Origin of the sequence: Streptomyces sp. NPDC047081, from assembly GCF_040643775.1 — a bacterium.
Classification (GTDB): domain Bacteria; phylum Actinomycetota; class Actinomycetes; order Streptomycetales; family Streptomycetaceae; genus Streptomyces.
The window spans coordinates 117,501-133,285 of sequence record NZ_JBEYUY010000013.1; the positions used below are offsets into that span (position 1 = coordinate 117,501).

Sequence of the window (15,785 nt, forward strand, 5' to 3'; positions counted from 1 at the left end):
CATGCCGCGTCGCCTTCCCCGCGCCCTTCTGCTCGCCGCCTCCGTCGCCTGGGGTGAGGTGCGGCACGATCCGGTGCGGGCCGCGCTGCTCGGCGTACGGCTGCTGCCGGCCCGGTTGCGGCGGCGGGTGCGGCCGGTCGAGCGGAGGCTGGCCGGCCGGGCCCGTACCGCGGGGCCCACCGCGACGCCGTCCGCCGCCCGGGTGCCCGCGCCCGTGGGACGGGCGGTCCGGCCCGTGCCCGGACGGGTACTGCATCTGGTCACCAACGGGCTGCCGTTCAAGCATGCCGGATACACCGTGCGCACGCAGAAGCTGGCCGAGGCGCAGCGGGCGGCGGGGCTGGACGCGCATGTGGTGACGCGCATCGGGTTCCCGGTGGCGCAGGGCGTGCTGGACGCGCGGCCGTTGCAGCTGGTGGACGGGGTGCCGCAGCACCGGCTGCTGCCGCGGACGCTGCCGTACGGGCAGGGCGCGACGCTCTCGCTGAACGCCGAACTGGCCGGGCGGCTGGTGGAGCGGCTGCGGCCGGCGGTGCTGCACGCGGCCACCGATCACGGCAACGGGCGGGTGGCGCTCGCCCTGCGTGAGGCCTATGGGCTGCCCGTGGTGTACGAGGTGCGGGGCTTCCTGGAGGAGACCTGGCTGACCCAGGCGCCGGGCCGGTCCCCGCGGGACGAGACCTACCGGGCGCGGCGCGAGCTGGAGACGTACTGCATGCGCGAGGCGGACCTGGTGCTGACGCTGGGCGCGGCGATGAAGGCGGAGATCGTGTCGCGCGGGGTGCCCGAGGAGCGGGTGCTGATCTCGCCGAACGCGGTGGACGAGGAGTTCCTGGCCCCGCTGCCGGACGGGGCGCCGGTGCGGGCGCGGCTCGGTATCGCGCCGGACGAGCTGGTCGTCGGTACGGTCAGCAGCCTCACCCCGCTCGAGGGCATCGGCACATTGCTCCATGCGGGTGCCGAGCTGCGGCGCCGGGGTGTACCGCTGCGGCTGCTGATCGTGGGCGACGGTCCGGCGCGGGCGGAGCTGGAGCGGACGGCCGTACGACTGGGGCTCGGCCGCGGCGTCGCCCTGTTCACCGGACGGGTGCCGCATGCCCAAGTGCGGGAGTTCCACGCGGTGTTGGATGTGTTCGCGGTGCCGCGCACCGACGAGCGCGTCTGCCATCTGGTGACCCCTCTCAAGCCGGTCGAAGCGATGGCGAGCGGTCTTCCTGTGGCCAGTAGTGATCTCACCGCAATGAGAGAACTGATCGAACCGGAGGTTAACGGGCAGCTAATTCTTCCCGAATCGTCCCTTGCCTGGGCAGATGCGCTCGAAAAACTGCTTTACAGTCAAAAGCGGCGCACCCAGTGGGGAGCGTCCGCCCGCGCGCTGGTGGCGCGTGAACGAACCTGGAAGCGGGTCGCCGCCACGACCCGCGAGGCGTATCGCGCCCTCGGATGCGCCTAGTCCCTCATTCGAGACCCAGTGGGTGAATCCCTATGCAGGTCGACGAGACCGGATCGCTCGGGGAAAACAGCGAACAGCTCGGGGAATCAGCACGGGCCGACCACGTCGAACTGGCGGTGATCGGCCTCGGTTACGTAGGACTGCCACTCGCACGGGAAGCGGCCTCGGTCGGCCTGCGCGTGCTGGGCCTGGACCGTAACGCGCGTGTCGTCTCGGACCTCAACTCCGGCCGCTCGCACGTGGACGACGTGTCCGACGAGGACGTCCGCCGCATGCGCGAGGCCGGTTTCACGGCCCGCACGGACGACGCCTGCCTGGCCCGCGCGCAGACCGTGGTGATCTGTGTGCCGACCCCGCTGAGCGAGGACGGCGGACCGGACCTGAGTGCCGTGACCTCGGCGGCGCGGGCGGTGGCCGGGTGGCTCAGGCCCGGCCAGTTGGTGGTGCTGGAGTCGACCACCTATCCGGGCACCACCGACGAAGTGGTACGTCCCCTGCTGGAGGAGTCCGGTCTCAAGGCCGGCGAGGACTTCGCGCTCGCCTTCTCACCGGAGCGCATCGACCCCGGGAACACCACCCACGCCCTGCGTGAAGTGCCCAAGGTCGTCGGCGGGTTGACGCCTGCGTGCGCGGTGCGCGCGGTCTCCTTCTACGGCAAGTTCATCGACACGGTCGTGCAGGCCAAGGGCACTCGGGAAGCCGAGATGGCCAAGCTCCTGGAGAACACCTACCGGCATGTGAACATCGCCCTGGTCAACGAACTCGCCATCATCAGCCGCGAGTTGCACATCGACGTCTGGGACGCGATCCGCTGCGCGGGCACCAAGCCCTTCGGCTTCCAGGCCTTCCGGCCGAGCGCCGGGGTGGGCGGCCACTGCATCCCGATCGACCCCAACTACCTTTCCTACAAGGTGCGTTCGTCGCTCGGCTACGAGTTCCGGTTCGTGGAGCTGGCCCAGGAGATCAACCGGCGCATGCCCGAGTACGTCGTGCGCCGGGCCCAGGACCTCCTCAACAGCGCGGGCCGGCCGCTGCACGGCTCACGGGTACTGCTGCTCGGCGTCACCTACAAGCCGGACGTCGCCGACCAGCGGGAGAGCCCGGCCGTGCCGGTGGCCAAGCTGCTGCGGGAGCGGGAGGCCGAGGTGTCCTTCCACGATCCGCACGTACCGCGCTGGTCCGTCGACGGGGTCACCGTCCCCCGCGTCGCCGACCTCACCGCCGCCGTCCGCGAGCACGACCTGACCATGCTGCTCCAGGACCACTCCGCCTACGACCTGCCGGCCTTGGCCGACCAGGCCCGCCTGCTCTTCGACACCCGGGGCCGGATCTTCCATCCGGGCGTCGAGGTCCTCTGAGACCCCACCACCCGTTCCCTTCAACCCCCTTCCCCGCGCGTGGAGTTGAAAGGCGCTCAGATGCGGATACTTGTCGTCACCGTCGTGCACCACCCCGAGGACGCGCGCATCCTGCACCGCCAGATCGCCGCGCTGCGGGAGCGCGGGCACCAGGTGGTGTACGCCGCCCCGTTCACGGCACGCGAGGTGACCCCGCGCGCCGACGTCGAGGGCGTCGACCTCCCGCGGGCCGCCGGCCGCGACCGCCGGGCGGCACTGAGGGCGGCCCGCGAGCTGCTCGCCGAGCGCGGGCCCGAGGCGGACGTCGTCCTCCTCCACGACCCGGAGCTCCTGCTGGCCCTCCCGGGCACGCTGCGCCGCTGGCGGCGGGCCGGAAAGGCGCCGGTGACGATCTGGGACGTACACGAGGACACCGCGGCGGCGCTCACCATGAAACGCTGGGTGCCACGGGCACTGCGCCCACCGCTGCGGTTCGCGGTACGGGCCGCGGAAGGTCTGGCGGAGCGCCACCTGCGGCTGCTGCTGGCCGAGGACGCGTACCAGGAGCGCTTCCGCCGCACCCACCCGGTGGTCCCCAACCTGGCGACCGCACCGCCGGACCCGCCCCCGCCGCCCGGCGCCGAACGGGTCGTCTATCTGGGCCACTTGTCACGGGCCCGCGGCACCCTGGACCTCATCGAGACTGCGGCCCTGCTGGCACCGGCGGTGCGTGTGGAGGTGATCGGCGCGGCGGACCCCGACGTCCGGGACGCCCTCACCGCGGCCGACCGGGACGGCGTCCTGCGCTGGCACGGCTTCCTCCCCAACGACCGTGCCCTGGCCCTGCTCCCCGGCGCCCTGGCCGGCCTGTCCCTCCTCCACGACCAGCCCAACTACCGCCACTCGCGCCCCACGAAGGTCGTCGAGTACATGGCCCACGGCGTCCCCGTGGTCACGACACCCACACCACTGGCGGCGCAACTGGTCGAGCGCCACCACTGCGGCCTGATCGTCCCGTACGAGAACCCGTCAGCCGCGGCCCAGGCGGTCCAGCGCCTGCGCACGGACCCCGCACTCCGGCTGCGCGCGGCGAACCAGGGCCGCGCGGCCGCCCTCACCACCCTCAACTGGCAGCGCGGAGCAGCGGACTTCACGGGTCTCCTGGAGGGCTGGGCGGGCGAGACGACGAGGCCGACGGTCGGCGTGAAGCGCTGGCGGACCGCAACGCCCTGAAGCCCGGCTCAGCCGTTGGACCAGCCCCGCTCGCACAGCACCAGCCGGTACCCGTCGGGATCCTCGACCGTGACACCCCACCGGTTCCAGTACGGATTCGGCGAGGGCACCCGCTTGCCCCCGTGCGCCTCCAGCTTCGCGACCAGATCCTCCGGGACGGGCCCGTCGACGTACACGACCAGCAGGTCTTCCTCGGTCGGCCGGGGTTCCACGGGCTGCCCCGGCTCATGCACCAGCTCCAGATGCCATCCGGCGTCGGGCCACCCCACCATCAACAGGTCGTGCTCCCCGGGCTCGACGCCGCCCTCGGTCCGCCACACCACACTCAGCCCGAGCCCGCGCACCCAGAACCGCTCGGCGACCGCGAGGTCCCGTGACGGGCGGGCGATCCGGATGTGGCTACGGCCGTTGACAGGCATCATGATCCCTTCCTGAGCTGCGTGATCTCTCCCGGCAGCCTAGGCAGAACGCGCCCGCCGGAACATCAGTCCTCGGCCCTGCACCCGGGGACCTAGGACCGCCACGACGGACCGGAGCTATCGTTGCCCGATCACCCGAACGGGTGCGGGGCGGTACGAGAGGCGGGCGAGGACGTGGCGGGGGCCGGGTGGATACGGGTGCCGGTCGGCGACGAGGCGGCGCGGTGGGCCACGCGCGGGCGCAGCCGCAAAGTGCTCCTGGTCGTCCACAACGTGACCGCGGCGACCCGGCTGCTGGACGTCCTGCCCCTCTTCCACGACGACTTCAGGGTGCAGCTCCTCGCGACCTGCCCGGGCTCCTCGGCGTTCCTGGCGGGCGTCGCCGAGTTGCTCGCCGACACGGGGATCCCCGTACTCCCGTGGGAGCAGGCGATCGCCACCCCGGTCGCACTCGCGCTCTCCGCGAGCTTCGGCGGTCAACTCCATTCACTTTCAGGACAGTTGACCGTGTTGTCCCACGGTGTCGGATACACTAAGAAACTGCCGACACCCGACACCCGACACCCGACACCCGACAGCGGGCGGTGGGCAGAAGGCGACAGAACCGGTCTTCGGGTTGTCACCGGAGTGGCTGCTCGACCCCGACGGCCGTCCCGTCGCGGACACCCTGGTCCTCTCGCACCCCGAGCAGTACGAGCGTCTGCGCGCCGCCTGCCCCGAGGCCGCGGCCACGGCCGTGCTCGCCGGGGACCCCTGCTGGGACCGCCTGCTGGCGGCCCGCCCCTACCGCGAGCGCTACCGCCGGGCCCTGGACGTGGGCCGGGGCAGACGCCTGATCGTCCTCACCTCCACCTGGAACCCGGAGTCCCTCTTCGGCGACGGCGGCGGGGATGACCTGCTCCCTTCCCTCCTCCCCCGTCTGACCTCGGAGTTCCCGGCCGACGAGTACCGTCTCGCGGCCGTACTGCACCCCAACGTCTGGCACGGTCACGGCCCCGGCCAGATCCGCGCCTGGCTCGACCGCGCCCGCCGCGCCGGCCTCGCACTGATCGACCCCCTGAAGGGCTGGCGCCAGGCCCTGCTCGCCGCGGACGCGGTGATCGGCGACCACGGCTCGGTGACGTACTACGCCGCCGCACTGGGCACGCCGGTCCTGCTGGGGGCCGCACCCCTGGAGGGCCTCGATCCGCAGGCTCCGGTGTACGACTTCGTACGTGGCGCGCCTCGCCTGGATCCCTCACTCCCCCTGAGGCCACACGTGGAGTCTCTGCTCGAACACCACCAACCCCGGCCCGAACACGCGGAGTTCATCAGCTCCCTGCCCGGCGAGTCGGCCACCCGCCTGCGCCGCCTCTTCTACGACGCTCTCGGCATCCCTGAACCCGCCCTCCCCGCACGCCTCGAACCCCTCCCGCTGCCCGCGTACGAAGCATCGGCCCCGACCGTCCCCCTCCAGGTGCTGAGCCGGTTGCCGGGCGCCGGGGAGATCACGGTGACCCGGTACGCCGGACCGCACCAGGCGCCGTACGAGGACGGAGAGGCGCATCTCGCGGTGCACGAGGACACGCGTGAGGTCGATCAACTCGACCTGGCAGACGTGGTGTTCCGGCACGGGGAGGCGGACGACCGACGGTTCGGGTCGCCCGCCGAGTGGGCGGCAGAGGTGCTCGACCGGCATCCGCACTGCGCGCTCGCGGCGTACGTGACGGATCCTGGGTCGTGTGTCGTGCGCACCCGCGCCGGTGCGTTGCTGCGGCTCACCGCGGCGGCCGGGGCCGCCGACGCCGACCCGGCCGTGTACGCGTCCGCGCTGCACGCGTGGCTGGCCTCGGGCAAGTCGCTGGAGGAGCTGTTCGGGCGGGGGATGACGGTACGGACGGGGAAGGTCACGCGCGCGGTGACCGTCGTGCGGGCCTGACGACCGAGTCGGTCACTACGCCGCAGCGCACCGCTCCCTCAGCACCCGCAGCAACTCCACCTGGTACTCCGCCTGTTCGCCCTCCAGCGCCACCAACGCCTCGTCGATCAGCGGCAGTGCGGTCTCGGGCCGGCCCGCGTCGAGGTGGATCTCGGCGATGTCGGTGAGGGTGCGGGCCATGTTGTAGGGCTCGCGGCCCCGGAAGAAGGCCAGGGCGTGCCGGAGCCGGTCCAGTGCTTCCTCGCGGCGGTCGAGGCGGCCGAGGGCGCGTCCACGGTGGCGGTCCAGCAGGGCGCGGGCGCGCGGGAGGTCGGCGGCGCCCTCGTCGTCGGGGCCGATGCCGTCGAGGATGCCGTACGCCTGCTCGAAGCTGTCGTACGCCTCCTGGAACCGCCACTGCCGCAGCCGCAGCAGGCCGAGGAACTCGACCGCGGAGGCGTGACCGCGGACATGTCCGGCGGCTCGTTCGTCGCGTGCGGCGGCGAGGGCCTCGGGCTCGGCCGCGTCCCAGCGGCGCAACTCGGTGAGGGTGTGGGCGAGTTGGGCGTGCAGGGCGCCGGCGGTGCGGGTGCCGGGGAAGTGTTCGTCGGCGACCCGGGCGCCGGTGCGCAGGGCGGGCAGGAGGAGTTCGTGCCGGCCGGCCTTGAGCTGGAGCGGCCAGAGGGCCTGGCAGAGCAGCACGACGGAGTCCGGGTCGCCGAACTCGTCCGCCGCGGCGACCGCTTCGACGAGGGTCGGCGCCTCGGCGGTCAGGGCGGCGACGCCCTCGCCCTTGGACGCGAAGGTGACCGGCGAGTGGGCGGTGGGCACCCGCCAGCTCTCCGGCAGCGCGGCCTGAGCCGCGCCGACGGCCAGGTCACGGCAGCGGTCGACGACTCGGGCGACCGCCGCCGAGCAGGCCGCGACTCCGTCGACGGCGGCTGCCGTGCGTTCCGCGTGGGCGCGGACGGAGGGGCGGTAGCGGTAGCGGCCGGAGTCGGCGCGTTCGAGGAGCAGCGCCTCGGCGAGCTCTCCCAGGAGCCGGGCGGCCTCCGTCTCGTCGATGTCGGCGGCCCGCGCGGCGATGGCCGCGTCCAGGGCGGGCCAGTCGCGCAGACCGGCAAGGCGGTAGAGGCGGGCGGCGTCGGGGGCGAGGTGGCGGTAGGAGTCCTCGGTGGCGGCCCGGACGGGGTCGGTCGCGGGTGCGGCTGGATCGGCCGGGGACGCTGCGGGGTCCTCGGGGCCGCCGACCCCCGTCGTCAGGCGCAGGGCCGCGGCCCGTAGCGCGTACGGTGAGCCGGCGCAGCGGTCGAGGACCGTGGGCAGGCCGGCGCGCGCGGCGGCGATCGCGTCCTCGCCCGCGACGCTCTTCAGCATCCGTACCGCGTCCCGCCGGGCGAGTGGACCGACCGGGATCCGCAGGGCGCCGAGACCTACGAGCGGATGCCGGGCGACCACGATGGTGAACACCCCGGGCGCGGTGGTCAGCAGTGGTTCGAGCTGCGCCGCCGAGGTGGCGTGGTCGAGGACGAGGAGCAGCCGGCGGTCGGCGGCGCAGCGCCGGAAGAGCTCGGTCCTGGCGTCGGCGGAGGCGGGTATCTGCTCGTCCCGCAGGCCGAGTTGGCGCAGGAGATCGCCGAGGGCGGCCTCGGGGGTGCGGGTGCGCAGGTCGACGTACGGCTGGCCGTCGGGGTAGCGGTCCGTCTGACGCCAGCCCCAGTGGCAGGCCAGGGTGGTCGTGCCGATGCCCTCGGGGCCGTGCAGCAGAGCGAGCCTGGGGCGGCCCTCGAAGGGGCGGGTCGCCTCCTTGTCGAGGAGCTTCACGGCCTGCTCGCGGTCCGTGAAGAAGCGCGGGGCACCGGGCAGGCGCGGGCGCGCGAGACGCTCGGGCACTCCGGGTACGGGGGCCGAGCGGGCGAACAGGGCCCAGGCGTGGGCGAGTTGCGGATCCGTGTGCACCCGCTCGTGCACCAGGCGTGCCACGTCGTCGAGTTGGCCGGGTGTCGTGGGTGCGGGGACCTCCCGCCCGGCGACGCGGCGGACCGCTCCGCCCGCCGACTCCCAGGCCCACCTGCCGAATTCCCCGGCCATGCCGTTGCCGACCGCGCCGAGGACGGCGCTGATGGCGCCCACCGAAAGGAGATCCAGCATGTCCCGCGCTCCCCCGCTCCCCGCGTCCGCGTCACTCTCAGTGGATCAACCTTAGCCGGAGCGCGGCGAGGTGACAGGCCATCACCTGATGGGCGCTTCAGCGCTTGATGACCCCCTTCGGGATCCCGTACGCCCGGTCGACCTTCAGCCGTACCACCAGTCGCCGGTCGCGGACCATCGCCGCACGGAAGTCGTCCCAGTCGGGGTGCTCGCCCAGGACCGCGCGGTAGAGGCGGACCAGCTCCTCGACCGTGTCGTCGTGCGGATCCTTCGCGACCGGCGAGAGGTCGGCGACGCCCTCGACGACCGTGTAGGCCCAGCGGTCGGGGGTGGACACGTGATAGGACGCCCGCGGGTCCCGGCGGAGGTTGCGGGTCTTGGCACGGTCGTCGGTGACCGAGATCCGGATGATGCCCTCGTCGGGGTCGTAGTGGTGGCTGACGTTGGACAGCTGGGGGCGGCCGTCGGCCTTGAGGGTGACCAGTACGCCGCCACGTTGGTCCGGGAGCAGTTCGAGCAGTGTGTCCTGAGTCATATCTGGTCAACCCGCACAGCGGCGTGCCGCATTCCCGACCTACCGGCCTCGGCAGCCATCGGTAGACAGTGTCTATCCATACCTGGTAGACACTGTCTATGCCTGAAGAAGCGGAGACGGGGCTGCGGGCCCGGCTGGTCGACGTCGGCGTGGAGCTGGTCGCCCGGGAAGGCGTGCAGGCACTGACCCTGCGCGAGATCGCCCGCCGCGCCGGGGTCTCGCACGGGGCGCCGCGCCGCCACTTCCCCACCCACCTGGAGCTGCTGTCCGCCATCGCGCGGCGCGGTTTCGCCGAGCTGGGTGAGCGGGCGACGGCGGCGACGGCCGCCGGCGATACGGCGCCACCGCGCGAGCAGCTGACGACGCTCGCCGAGGTGTACCTGCGGTTCGCGCTCGACAACCCCGGCATGTACGAGCTGATGTTCCGTCACGATCTGCTGGAGAGCGGACACTTGGGGCTCCGGGACACCAGCCTGCCGCTGTTCGGCCGCCTGGTGGAGCTGGTCACCCTGACCCGCCCCGACGTCGACGCCCGGCTGGTCGCGGGCGCGCTCTGGGCGAACCTGCACGGCATCGCCCAGCTGTGGGGCTGGGGCAGCCTCCAACTCGCCACCGGCGCGGACGACTTCGTACCGCTGCTGCACTCGGCGCTCGACGCGCACCTGGGAGCCGAGGCGTGACCGCGCACCGCGCCGTCGCCCTTGCGAGCAGCGTCGTCGGGGCGATGATCGTCGCCTTGGACGGCACGGTCCTCACCGTCGTGCAGCCAACCCTGCAGCGGGAGTTGGGCGCGTCCTTCGCGCAGGTGCAGTGGACCAGTACCGGGTATCTCATCGCGGTGGCGGGGCTGTTGGTGTTCGCCGGGCGGCTCGGTGACCGGTACGGGCATCAACGGGTCTTCGGCGTCGGGATGCTGGGATTCGGGGCCGCCTCGGCGGGGATCGGGGTCGCGCCCGGGATCGACTGGGTGATCGCACTGCGGGTCGCCCAGGGCGTGTTCGGGGCGCTGCTGCAACCGGCCACGCTCGGAATGCTGCGGGCCGCGTTCCCCCCGGACCGGCTGCGGATGCCGATCGCCCTGCGCATGAGCGCGATCGGCCTGGCGGCCGCGGCGGGGCCGGTCCTGGGCGGGGCGCTGGTCTCGGGGCCGGGCTGGCGAACGGTCTTCTTCCTCAACGTCGCACCGGCACTGGCATTCGGCACCCTCGCCCTCACCGTCCGCGACGGCCCGGAACAGCCGCGGACGGGCCGACCCGACACCATTGCCGAGCAGCCCGGCGCTGCCCCATCAGAGGCCCGCCTCAACACCCTCAGCACCACCCTCCTCGCCCTCTCCCTCGCCGCCCTGGTCCACTTCCTCGTCACGCTGACCTCCGACGGCCGCTCCCCCACCGGCTGGGCCGCCCTCCTCCTCGCCCTCGCCGCCGGTGTCGCCTTCCTCCGCCACGAGCGGCGCTCCCCCAGCCCCCTGCTGCCGTCGGACGTCGTCCGGTCCCCCGCCGTCGCCTCCTCGCTCGGCATCCTGGTCGTCGCCTCCGCCACGCTGCAGGGCACACTCTTCGTCGCCACCTTCCTGTTGCAGGACACCCTCGGCTTCGACCCCCTGCACATGGCCCTGCTCGGTCTCCCGCTCGCCGCCCTGGTCATCGCCGCCGCGCCCGGCGCCGCCGTGCTGCTGCGCCGGGCCGGGGCCCGCCGTACGACCGTGGGAGCGATGGGCGTGCTGGCGGCCGGGGTACTCGTGCTCGTGCGCGCCTCCGGGGCGCCCGCGCTGTGCGCCGGGTTCGCGCTGCTGGGGGCCGGATACGGGACGGTGATGGTCGCGGCCACCCATGTCGTCGTACGGCAGGCGCCCGTGGAGTCGGCCGGAGTCGCGGGCGGGCTGCAGCAGACCGCGATGAACGTCGGACCCGTGCTGGGAGTGGCCGTGGCCACGACGCTCATGGGGCTCGGGCACGGTCACGCGCTGCCGCTGCTGGTGCTCGCCGCGTCGGCCGGAATCGGCGCGGCGGCCGGACTGCGGCTGCCGAAACGTTCGCCCCAAGCGATCAATACCGGCCAAGAGGGGGACCCGACCCGCGTTCCTGCGCGACGATGATGTCTGAGGCCGGTTCGGCGAGTGTGCACCGGAGCGCAACCTCGACCAGTGCAAGTGGAGGAGAACGAGCGATGGCACAGCTGCGGCAAGAGGTGGACCCGGGCGAGATCGGGCTGGACGCGAAGGCGCTGGACCGCCTCGACCAGCACTTCGCCCACTACGTCGACGAGGGGCGCCTGCCCGGCTACCTGGTGGCCGTGGCCCGCGGCGGCCGCGTCGCCCACCTCACCACGCACGGCCGGCGCGACCTCGCGGCCGACCTGCCCGTCGAGCCCGACACCCTGTGGCGGATCTACTCCATGACCAAGCCGGTCACCACGGTCGCCGCGCTGATACTCGTCGAGGAAGGCCGCCTCTCGCTCGACGACCCGGTCGCCCGCCACCTGCCCGCCTTCGCCGACCCGCAGGTGTACGAGAGCGGCTCGGGCACGGAGGTCGTGACCCGCCCCGCATCCCAACCCCCGCTCATCCGGCACCTGTTGACCCACACCGCGGGCCTGACCTTCGCCTTCTACCACTCGCACCCCGTCGACGCCCTCTACCGCGCGGCCAACCTGGAGTCGGCCGTGGTGCCGGGCTCGAACCTGGCCGAGACGGTCGACGTGTACGCGAGCCTGCCGCTCCAGTTCGAGCCGGGCACGCAGTGGAACTACTCGGTGGCCAGCAACGTCCTCGGCCGGGTCATCGAGGTCGTCTCCGGGCAGCCGCTCGACGAGTTCGTCGCCGAGCGCGTCCTCGGCCCGCTCGGCATGACCGACGCCGGCTTCTGCGTCACGGACGAACAGGCCACGCGGCTCAGCGAGTTGTACGGCGAGACGGACGCCGGCGGCATCGAGCCGATCCCGGGGCTGCCGCTGCGCGGACGGCCCCGCTTCCTGTCCGGCAGCGGCGGCCTGGTCGCGTCCGCGTACGACGTGCACCGCTTCATGGAGCTGCTGCGCCGCCGCGGCGAGCTCGACGGCGTCCGACTGCTCAAGCCGGAGACGGTGGATCTGATGACCCGCAACCACCTGCCCGGCGGCGCCGACCTGCGCTCCTTCGGCGCCCGCCCGGCCCACGACGAGCCCGGCAACGACGGCGTCGGCTTCGGCCTCGGCGTCTCGGTCGTGATCGACCCCGAGCGCTGCCAGGCGCCGACGGGCACGGGCACGTACGGCTGGAGCGGGGTGGCGACAACCACCTTCTGGGTGGACCCGAGCCGTGATCTGACCGTGCAGTTCATGACCCAGGTCCGCCCCAAGTCCTCGCTGAAGCTCTTCCCGGACCTCAAGCGGCTGGTGCACGAGTCGGTCACCGACTGAGCCGCCGCTACCCCTCGGTGCGAAGGGTGAACTCCACGCTCTGGCCGGCCAGTTCACCCAACCACTCCTCGGAGCGGGCCGCCGTCTCGGCGGCCCGGTTCAGGCCCGCGGGCAGCGAACCGTCCAGGATGTGCCCGACGCCGAGGGCGAGCGGCCGGGAGACCAGCCGGGCCATCGCGCTCTCCTCCGCGTCGCCCACCACGTCCAGGAGGTAGGAGCCCGACCAGTTCCGGCCCTCCTGCGAGCGCACGTCGAGCGAGACGGCGAGTACGACCCGGTCGCGGTCGGCGTGCGTCGTCGGGTACCGGTCCGCCAACTCCCGTGCCAGGGCGGCGATCCGGGCGTCGTCCCCGCCCTTGAGCTCATCGAACACGGCGTCCCAGGCCCGCAGCCAGCCCTCCAGCCGAAGGGTGCCGCGCACGAACGACCGGGCCTGCCAGGCGGCCGGCAGCTCGTACTGCTCGACGAAGGGGACGCTGTCCCGGTTCGGGTAGACCTCGAAGGTCTCGCCGTCGAGGACGTGCGGCCGGGTCACCTCCCAGGGCCGGTCCGCCGTCGTCTCGGCGCCGTCCTCGATGTAACGGGCGGGCGAGCGAAGGGCGTTGAGGACTCCGGCGGGTGCCCAGCTGAAGCGGTACCGGAAGTCGTTCGGCACCGCGGGGATGCCGCCGCAGTACGAGGTGAAGCTGTACGAGGCCGCCGTACCGTCGCCGATCGCCTCGCGGGCGCGGGCCACCAGGCTGTGGGCGAAGAGGTGGTCGATGCCCGGGTCGAGCCCGGCCTCGGTGAGGACGACCAGGCCGGCCTTGGCGGCCTGGGGCACCTGTTCCAGGACCGCGTCCGAGACATAGCTGGAGCAGGCGAAGTGGGCGCCGCCCGCGACGCAGGCGGCGAGGATCCCGGCGTGCTCCGGCGCGGGCAGCATCGACACGACGACGTCGCCGGGGGCGAGTTCGGCGGTGAGCGCGGCGAGGGTGTAGGTGCGGGGCTCGGCGCGGCCGACGAGGCCCAGCCGGGAGAGGGCCCCGGCGGCGCGCTCCTCGGTGCGGTGCCACAGCCGTACCCGGTCGGCGCTCTCGCACAGCCGGGCCAGACCGCTGCCCGTGGACAGGCCGGCGCCGATCCAGTGGACGGTGCCGCTCGCCGGGACGCGCTCAGACATTGCGGAACTCCCCTTCTGCGATGCCGAGTTCACGGTTGGCCTGGTGGAAGCGGTCCAGACAGCGGCCCCACGGTCCGCCGGTGCCGAACTCCAGCAGTTGGAGGACGAGAGCCGCGGAGAAGTCGGTGCTGGACTCCCTCGGGAGGAGGGAGGGCAGGTTGTCGATGGCGATCAGGTCGAGCGGGGGTTCCTTGCGCAGCCGGCGCACGGGGTCCGTCCAGTCCGTGGTGCGGTCGTAGACCGGCAGGACGTTCAGGGGGGAACCGACGTCGCAGGTGACGTCGCACAGGGTGCGCAGGCGGCGGGCCGGGTCGTCGAGATCCTGTTCGCGCAGGAAGGGCGGGACGGGGGTGGTGGCGAGGACCGCGTTCACCATGACGTCGTGCGCGAGCAGGGCGGGCCGGTCCAGGTCGCGGGTCTCGGCGAGGTCCCAGCAGGTGGGCTCGACGCCGGCCACCTGGAGGGCGAGGCGCGCGCCGCGGCCGCTGCGGCCCAGGGCGCCGATCACCAGGGCCGTGAACTCCTCGTCGCCGTCGGCCCGTTGGAGCCGTTCGTCCAGCTCGTCCTTGGAGGTGGGCGTGAGCGGAGCGACCAGTCCGCCGCGCTGCTGGAGCACGGCGAGGGCGGCGCCCAGATAGCCGGCCCAGAACCCGAAGGCGGCGAGGCGGCGGCCGTGGTCGTCCACCAGGTACTCCAGGTCGAGGAGCGCGCCGCCGCCCGCCGCGAACCGGCGCAGCAGGGCCTCCGCGCCGGGCTGCCGCTTGTAGGCGTGGCCGAAGAAGATGTGGCGGTGTGTCAGTTCGCCCGGCCCGTCCGGGAGTTCCTTCAGGCCGAGGATCACCGCGTCCGGCGGCGCCGACACCCAGGAGCCCGCCGTCGCGACATGGCAGCCGGCCGCCTCGTACTCCTCGATCGGGAAGATCCGCTGCGGGGACTCCTCCACGGTCAGCGTCACTCCGCTGTCCACGAGCCGCCGGGCGTCGGACGGCACGATCGGCGTGCGGCGTTCGGTCCTGCGGTCCTCGTGGCGCAGCCACAGGTGGAGCTCTGTCATACGAGGTTGGCCTCCGGGCGCGGGGCGTCGGCCGCGAAACGGTCGGCGCTCAAGGGGCTGACGTCCACGAAGGGTACGCGGCCCAGGCACAGGTCGCGGACGACCTCGCCGACGGCGGGTCCCTGCAGGAAGCCGTGCCCGGAGAAGCCGGTGGCGTAGAGGAAGCGGGAGACCGAACGGGCCTCGCCGATCAGCGCGTTGTGGTCCGGGGTGATCTCGTACAGACCCGCCCAGCCGCCGGTGCGGCGCAGGTCGAGCAGGGCGGGGGCGCGGCGCTCCATGGCCGCGTACAGGGCGGGGATCCAGCGGTCGTGCGGGTCGGTCGCGAAGCCCGGCCGCTCGCCCGGGTCGGACATGCCGAGCAGGAGTCCGGGGCCCTCGGCGTGGAAGTACAGGCTGGTGGTGAAGTCGATGGTCATGGGCAGGTCGGGGCGCAGGCCCTTGACCGGTTCCGTGACGGCGATCTGGCGGCGCAGCGGCACCACCGGCAGGTCCACGCCGACCATCTTGCCAACGGCCCGCGACCAGGGTCCGGCCGCGCAGATCACCGTGCCGGTGGCGATCCGGCCGAGAGTCGTCGACACCGCGGTGATCGTGCTGCCGTGCAGCTCGATGCCGGTGACCTCGGTGTGCCGCAGGATGCGGACGCCGAGCGCGCGGGCGGCGGAGGCGTAGCCCTGGACGACGGCCTCGGGGGTGCAGTGGCCGTCGTCCGGCGACCAGGCGGCGGCGAGCAGGCCGTCGGTGCTGATCAGCGGGGAGAGCTTGCGCGCCTCTTTCGGCGTGATCATGCGGCTCGGCACGCCGAGCGAGTTCTGCAGCAGGACGCTCTGCTCGAAGGAGGCGACCTCCTCGGGCGTGGAGAGCAGGAAGAGGTAGCCGACGCGGTGCAGTCCGATGTCGTACCCGATCTCCTCCTGGAACCGCCCGAAGGCCTCCAGGCTGCGCGCCCCGAGGTGGATGTTCAGCTCGTCGGAGAACTGCGCCCGCACCCCGCCCGCGGCCTTCGACGTGGACCCGGAGGCCAGTTCGTCCCGCTCGACGAGTACGACGTCCCGGACACCGGCGGCGGCGAGGTGGTAGGCGATGCTCGTGCCCATCACCCCACCGCCGATGACTACGGCACTGGCTTGTGTCTGCACGCG

14 protein-coding genes are annotated in these 15,785 nt (G+C 73.1%); 7 read left to right on the top strand and 7 right to left on the bottom strand.

Annotation, left to right across the window (positions count from 1 at the left end; all coding sequences use genetic code 11):
* Nucleotide 1 precedes the first annotated feature (1 nt).
* The 3 genes from ABZ848_RS25215 to ABZ848_RS25225 are packed head-to-tail and all read left to right on the top strand — an operon-like array spanning nt 2 to nt 4,023.
* Nucleotides 2–1,453 (top strand): glycosyltransferase family 4 protein, encoded by a 1,452-nt coding sequence (locus ABZ848_RS25215; RefSeq protein WP_360835413.1) that lies wholly within the window; start codon nt 2–4, stop codon nt 1,451–1,453.
* A gap of 32 nt (nt 1,454–1,485) precedes the next feature.
* Nucleotides 1,486–2,811 (top strand): nucleotide sugar dehydrogenase, encoded by a 1,326-nt coding sequence (locus ABZ848_RS25220; RefSeq protein ID WP_360835415.1) that lies wholly within the window; start codon nt 1,486–1,488, stop codon nt 2,809–2,811.
* Between the two features lie 60 nt (nt 2,812–2,871).
* Complete coding sequence (locus ABZ848_RS25225; RefSeq protein ID WP_360835417.1) at nt 2,872–4,023, top strand: glycosyltransferase family 4 protein; 1,152 nt, start codon at nt 2,872–2,874, stop codon at nt 4,021–4,023.
* An 8-nt stretch (nt 4,024–4,031) separates the two neighbouring features.
* Here ABZ848_RS25225 and ABZ848_RS25230 read toward each other — a convergent pair whose 3' ends face one another.
* Both ABZ848_RS25230 and ABZ848_RS25235 read right to left on the bottom strand, forming a co-directional pair.
* A complete protein-coding gene (locus ABZ848_RS25230) occupies nt 4,032–4,442 on the bottom strand; it encodes a VOC family protein (RefSeq protein WP_360835651.1) in 411 nt (136 codons plus the stop codon).
* 131 nt (nt 4,443–4,573) lie between these two features.
* The gene (locus ABZ848_RS25235) at nt 4,574–4,843 is read right to left on the bottom strand and encodes a hypothetical protein (protein WP_360835419.1); all 270 of its coding nucleotides are present in this window, start codon (nt 4,841–4,843) and stop codon (nt 4,574–4,576) included.
* Between the two features lie 215 nt (nt 4,844–5,058).
* On the opposite strand from ABZ848_RS25235, the gene ABZ848_RS25240 reads away from it, so the two are divergent.
* Nucleotides 5,059–6,360: a hypothetical protein gene (locus tag ABZ848_RS25240; protein ID WP_360835421.1), complete on the top strand. Its 1,302-nt coding sequence runs from the start codon at nt 5,059–5,061 to the stop codon at nt 6,358–6,360.
* A 15-nt stretch (nt 6,361–6,375) separates the two neighbouring features.
* On the opposite strand, the gene ABZ848_RS25245 is transcribed toward ABZ848_RS25240, so the two are convergent.
* The gene (locus tag ABZ848_RS25245) at nt 6,376–8,490 is read right to left on the bottom strand and encodes a tetratricopeptide repeat protein (protein ID WP_360835423.1); all 2,115 of its coding nucleotides are present in this window, start codon (nt 8,488–8,490) and stop codon (nt 6,376–6,378) included.
* A gap of 97 nt (nt 8,491–8,587) precedes the next feature.
* Nucleotides 8,588–9,025, bottom strand: coding sequence for a PPOX class F420-dependent oxidoreductase (locus ABZ848_RS25250; RefSeq protein WP_360835425.1), 438 nt, complete (start codon nt 9,023–9,025; stop codon nt 8,588–8,590).
* A gap of 98 nt (nt 9,026–9,123) precedes the next feature.
* Here ABZ848_RS25250 and ABZ848_RS25255 point away from each other — a divergent pair, with 98 nt between their 5' ends.
* The 3 genes from ABZ848_RS25255 (at nt 9,124) to ABZ848_RS25265 (ending at nt 12,424) form a co-directional block, all read left to right on the top strand.
* Complete coding sequence (locus ABZ848_RS25255; RefSeq protein ID WP_360835427.1) at nt 9,124–9,705, top strand: TetR/AcrR family transcriptional regulator; 582 nt, start codon at nt 9,124–9,126, stop codon at nt 9,703–9,705.
* Nucleotides 9,702–11,123: an MFS transporter gene (locus tag ABZ848_RS25260; protein WP_360835429.1), complete on the top strand. Its 1,422-nt coding sequence runs from the start codon at nt 9,702–9,704 to the stop codon at nt 11,121–11,123. Before ABZ848_RS25255 ends, ABZ848_RS25260 begins: the two co-directional genes overlap by 4 nt.
* Before the next feature lie 71 nt (nt 11,124–11,194).
* A complete protein-coding gene (locus ABZ848_RS25265; protein WP_360835431.1) occupies nt 11,195–12,424 on the top strand; it encodes a serine hydrolase domain-containing protein in 1,230 nt (409 codons plus the stop codon).
* Between the two features lie 7 nt (nt 12,425–12,431).
* On the opposite strand, the gene ABZ848_RS25270 is transcribed toward ABZ848_RS25265, so the two are convergent.
* From ABZ848_RS25270 to ABZ848_RS25280, 3 genes are read right to left on the bottom strand one after another with little or no spacing between them, the layout of a single operon-like run.
* Nucleotides 12,432–13,586, bottom strand: a complete 1,155-nt coding sequence (locus ABZ848_RS25270) for a saccharopine dehydrogenase family protein (RefSeq protein ID WP_360835433.1) — start codon at nt 13,584–13,586, stop codon at nt 12,432–12,434.
* Nucleotides 13,579–14,640, bottom strand: a complete 1,062-nt coding sequence (locus ABZ848_RS25275) for a saccharopine dehydrogenase (RefSeq protein ID WP_360835435.1) — start codon at nt 14,638–14,640, stop codon at nt 13,579–13,581. The genes ABZ848_RS25270 and ABZ848_RS25275 overlap by 8 nt, the downstream gene beginning before the upstream one ends.
* Nucleotides 14,637–15,782, bottom strand: coding sequence for an FAD-binding oxidoreductase (locus tag ABZ848_RS25280; RefSeq protein WP_360835437.1), 1,146 nt, complete (start codon nt 15,780–15,782; stop codon nt 14,637–14,639). The genes ABZ848_RS25275 and ABZ848_RS25280 overlap by 4 nt, the downstream gene beginning before the upstream one ends.
* Nucleotides 15,783–15,785: the final 3 nt, after the last annotated feature.

Excerpts from the sequence above, each read along its gene's own strand:
- ABZ848_RS25215 (WP_360835413.1), top strand. The coding sequence starts at position 2 with ATGCCGCGTCGCCTTCCCCGCGCCCTTCTGCTCGCCGCCTCCGTCGCC.
- ABZ848_RS25245 (WP_360835423.1), bottom strand. The coding sequence starts at position 8,490 with ATGCTGGATCTCCTTTCGGTGGGCGCCATCAGCGCCGTCCTCGGCGCG.
- ABZ848_RS25270 (WP_360835433.1), bottom strand. The coding sequence starts at position 13,586 with ATGTCTGAGCGCGTCCCGGCGAGCGGCACCGTCCACTGGATCGGCGCC.
- ABZ848_RS25275 (WP_360835435.1), bottom strand. The coding sequence starts at position 14,640 with ATGACAGAGCTCCACCTGTGGCTGCGCCACGAGGACCGCAGGACCGAA.
- ABZ848_RS25220 (WP_360835415.1), top strand. The coding sequence starts at position 1,486 with ATGCAGGTCGACGAGACCGGATCGCTCGGGGAAAACAGCGAACAGCTC.
- ABZ848_RS25255 (WP_360835427.1), top strand. The coding sequence starts at position 9,124 with ATGCCTGAAGAAGCGGAGACGGGGCTGCGGGCCCGGCTGGTCGACGTC.
- ABZ848_RS25265 (WP_360835431.1), top strand. The coding sequence starts at position 11,195 with ATGGCACAGCTGCGGCAAGAGGTGGACCCGGGCGAGATCGGGCTGGAC.
- ABZ848_RS25225 (WP_360835417.1), top strand. The coding sequence starts at position 2,872 with ATGCGGATACTTGTCGTCACCGTCGTGCACCACCCCGAGGACGCGCGC.
- ABZ848_RS25250 (WP_360835425.1), bottom strand. The coding sequence starts at position 9,025 with ATGACTCAGGACACACTGCTCGAACTGCTCCCGGACCAACGTGGCGGC.
- ABZ848_RS25230 (WP_360835651.1), bottom strand. The coding sequence starts at position 4,442 with ATGCCTGTCAACGGCCGTAGCCACATCCGGATCGCCCGCCCGTCACGG.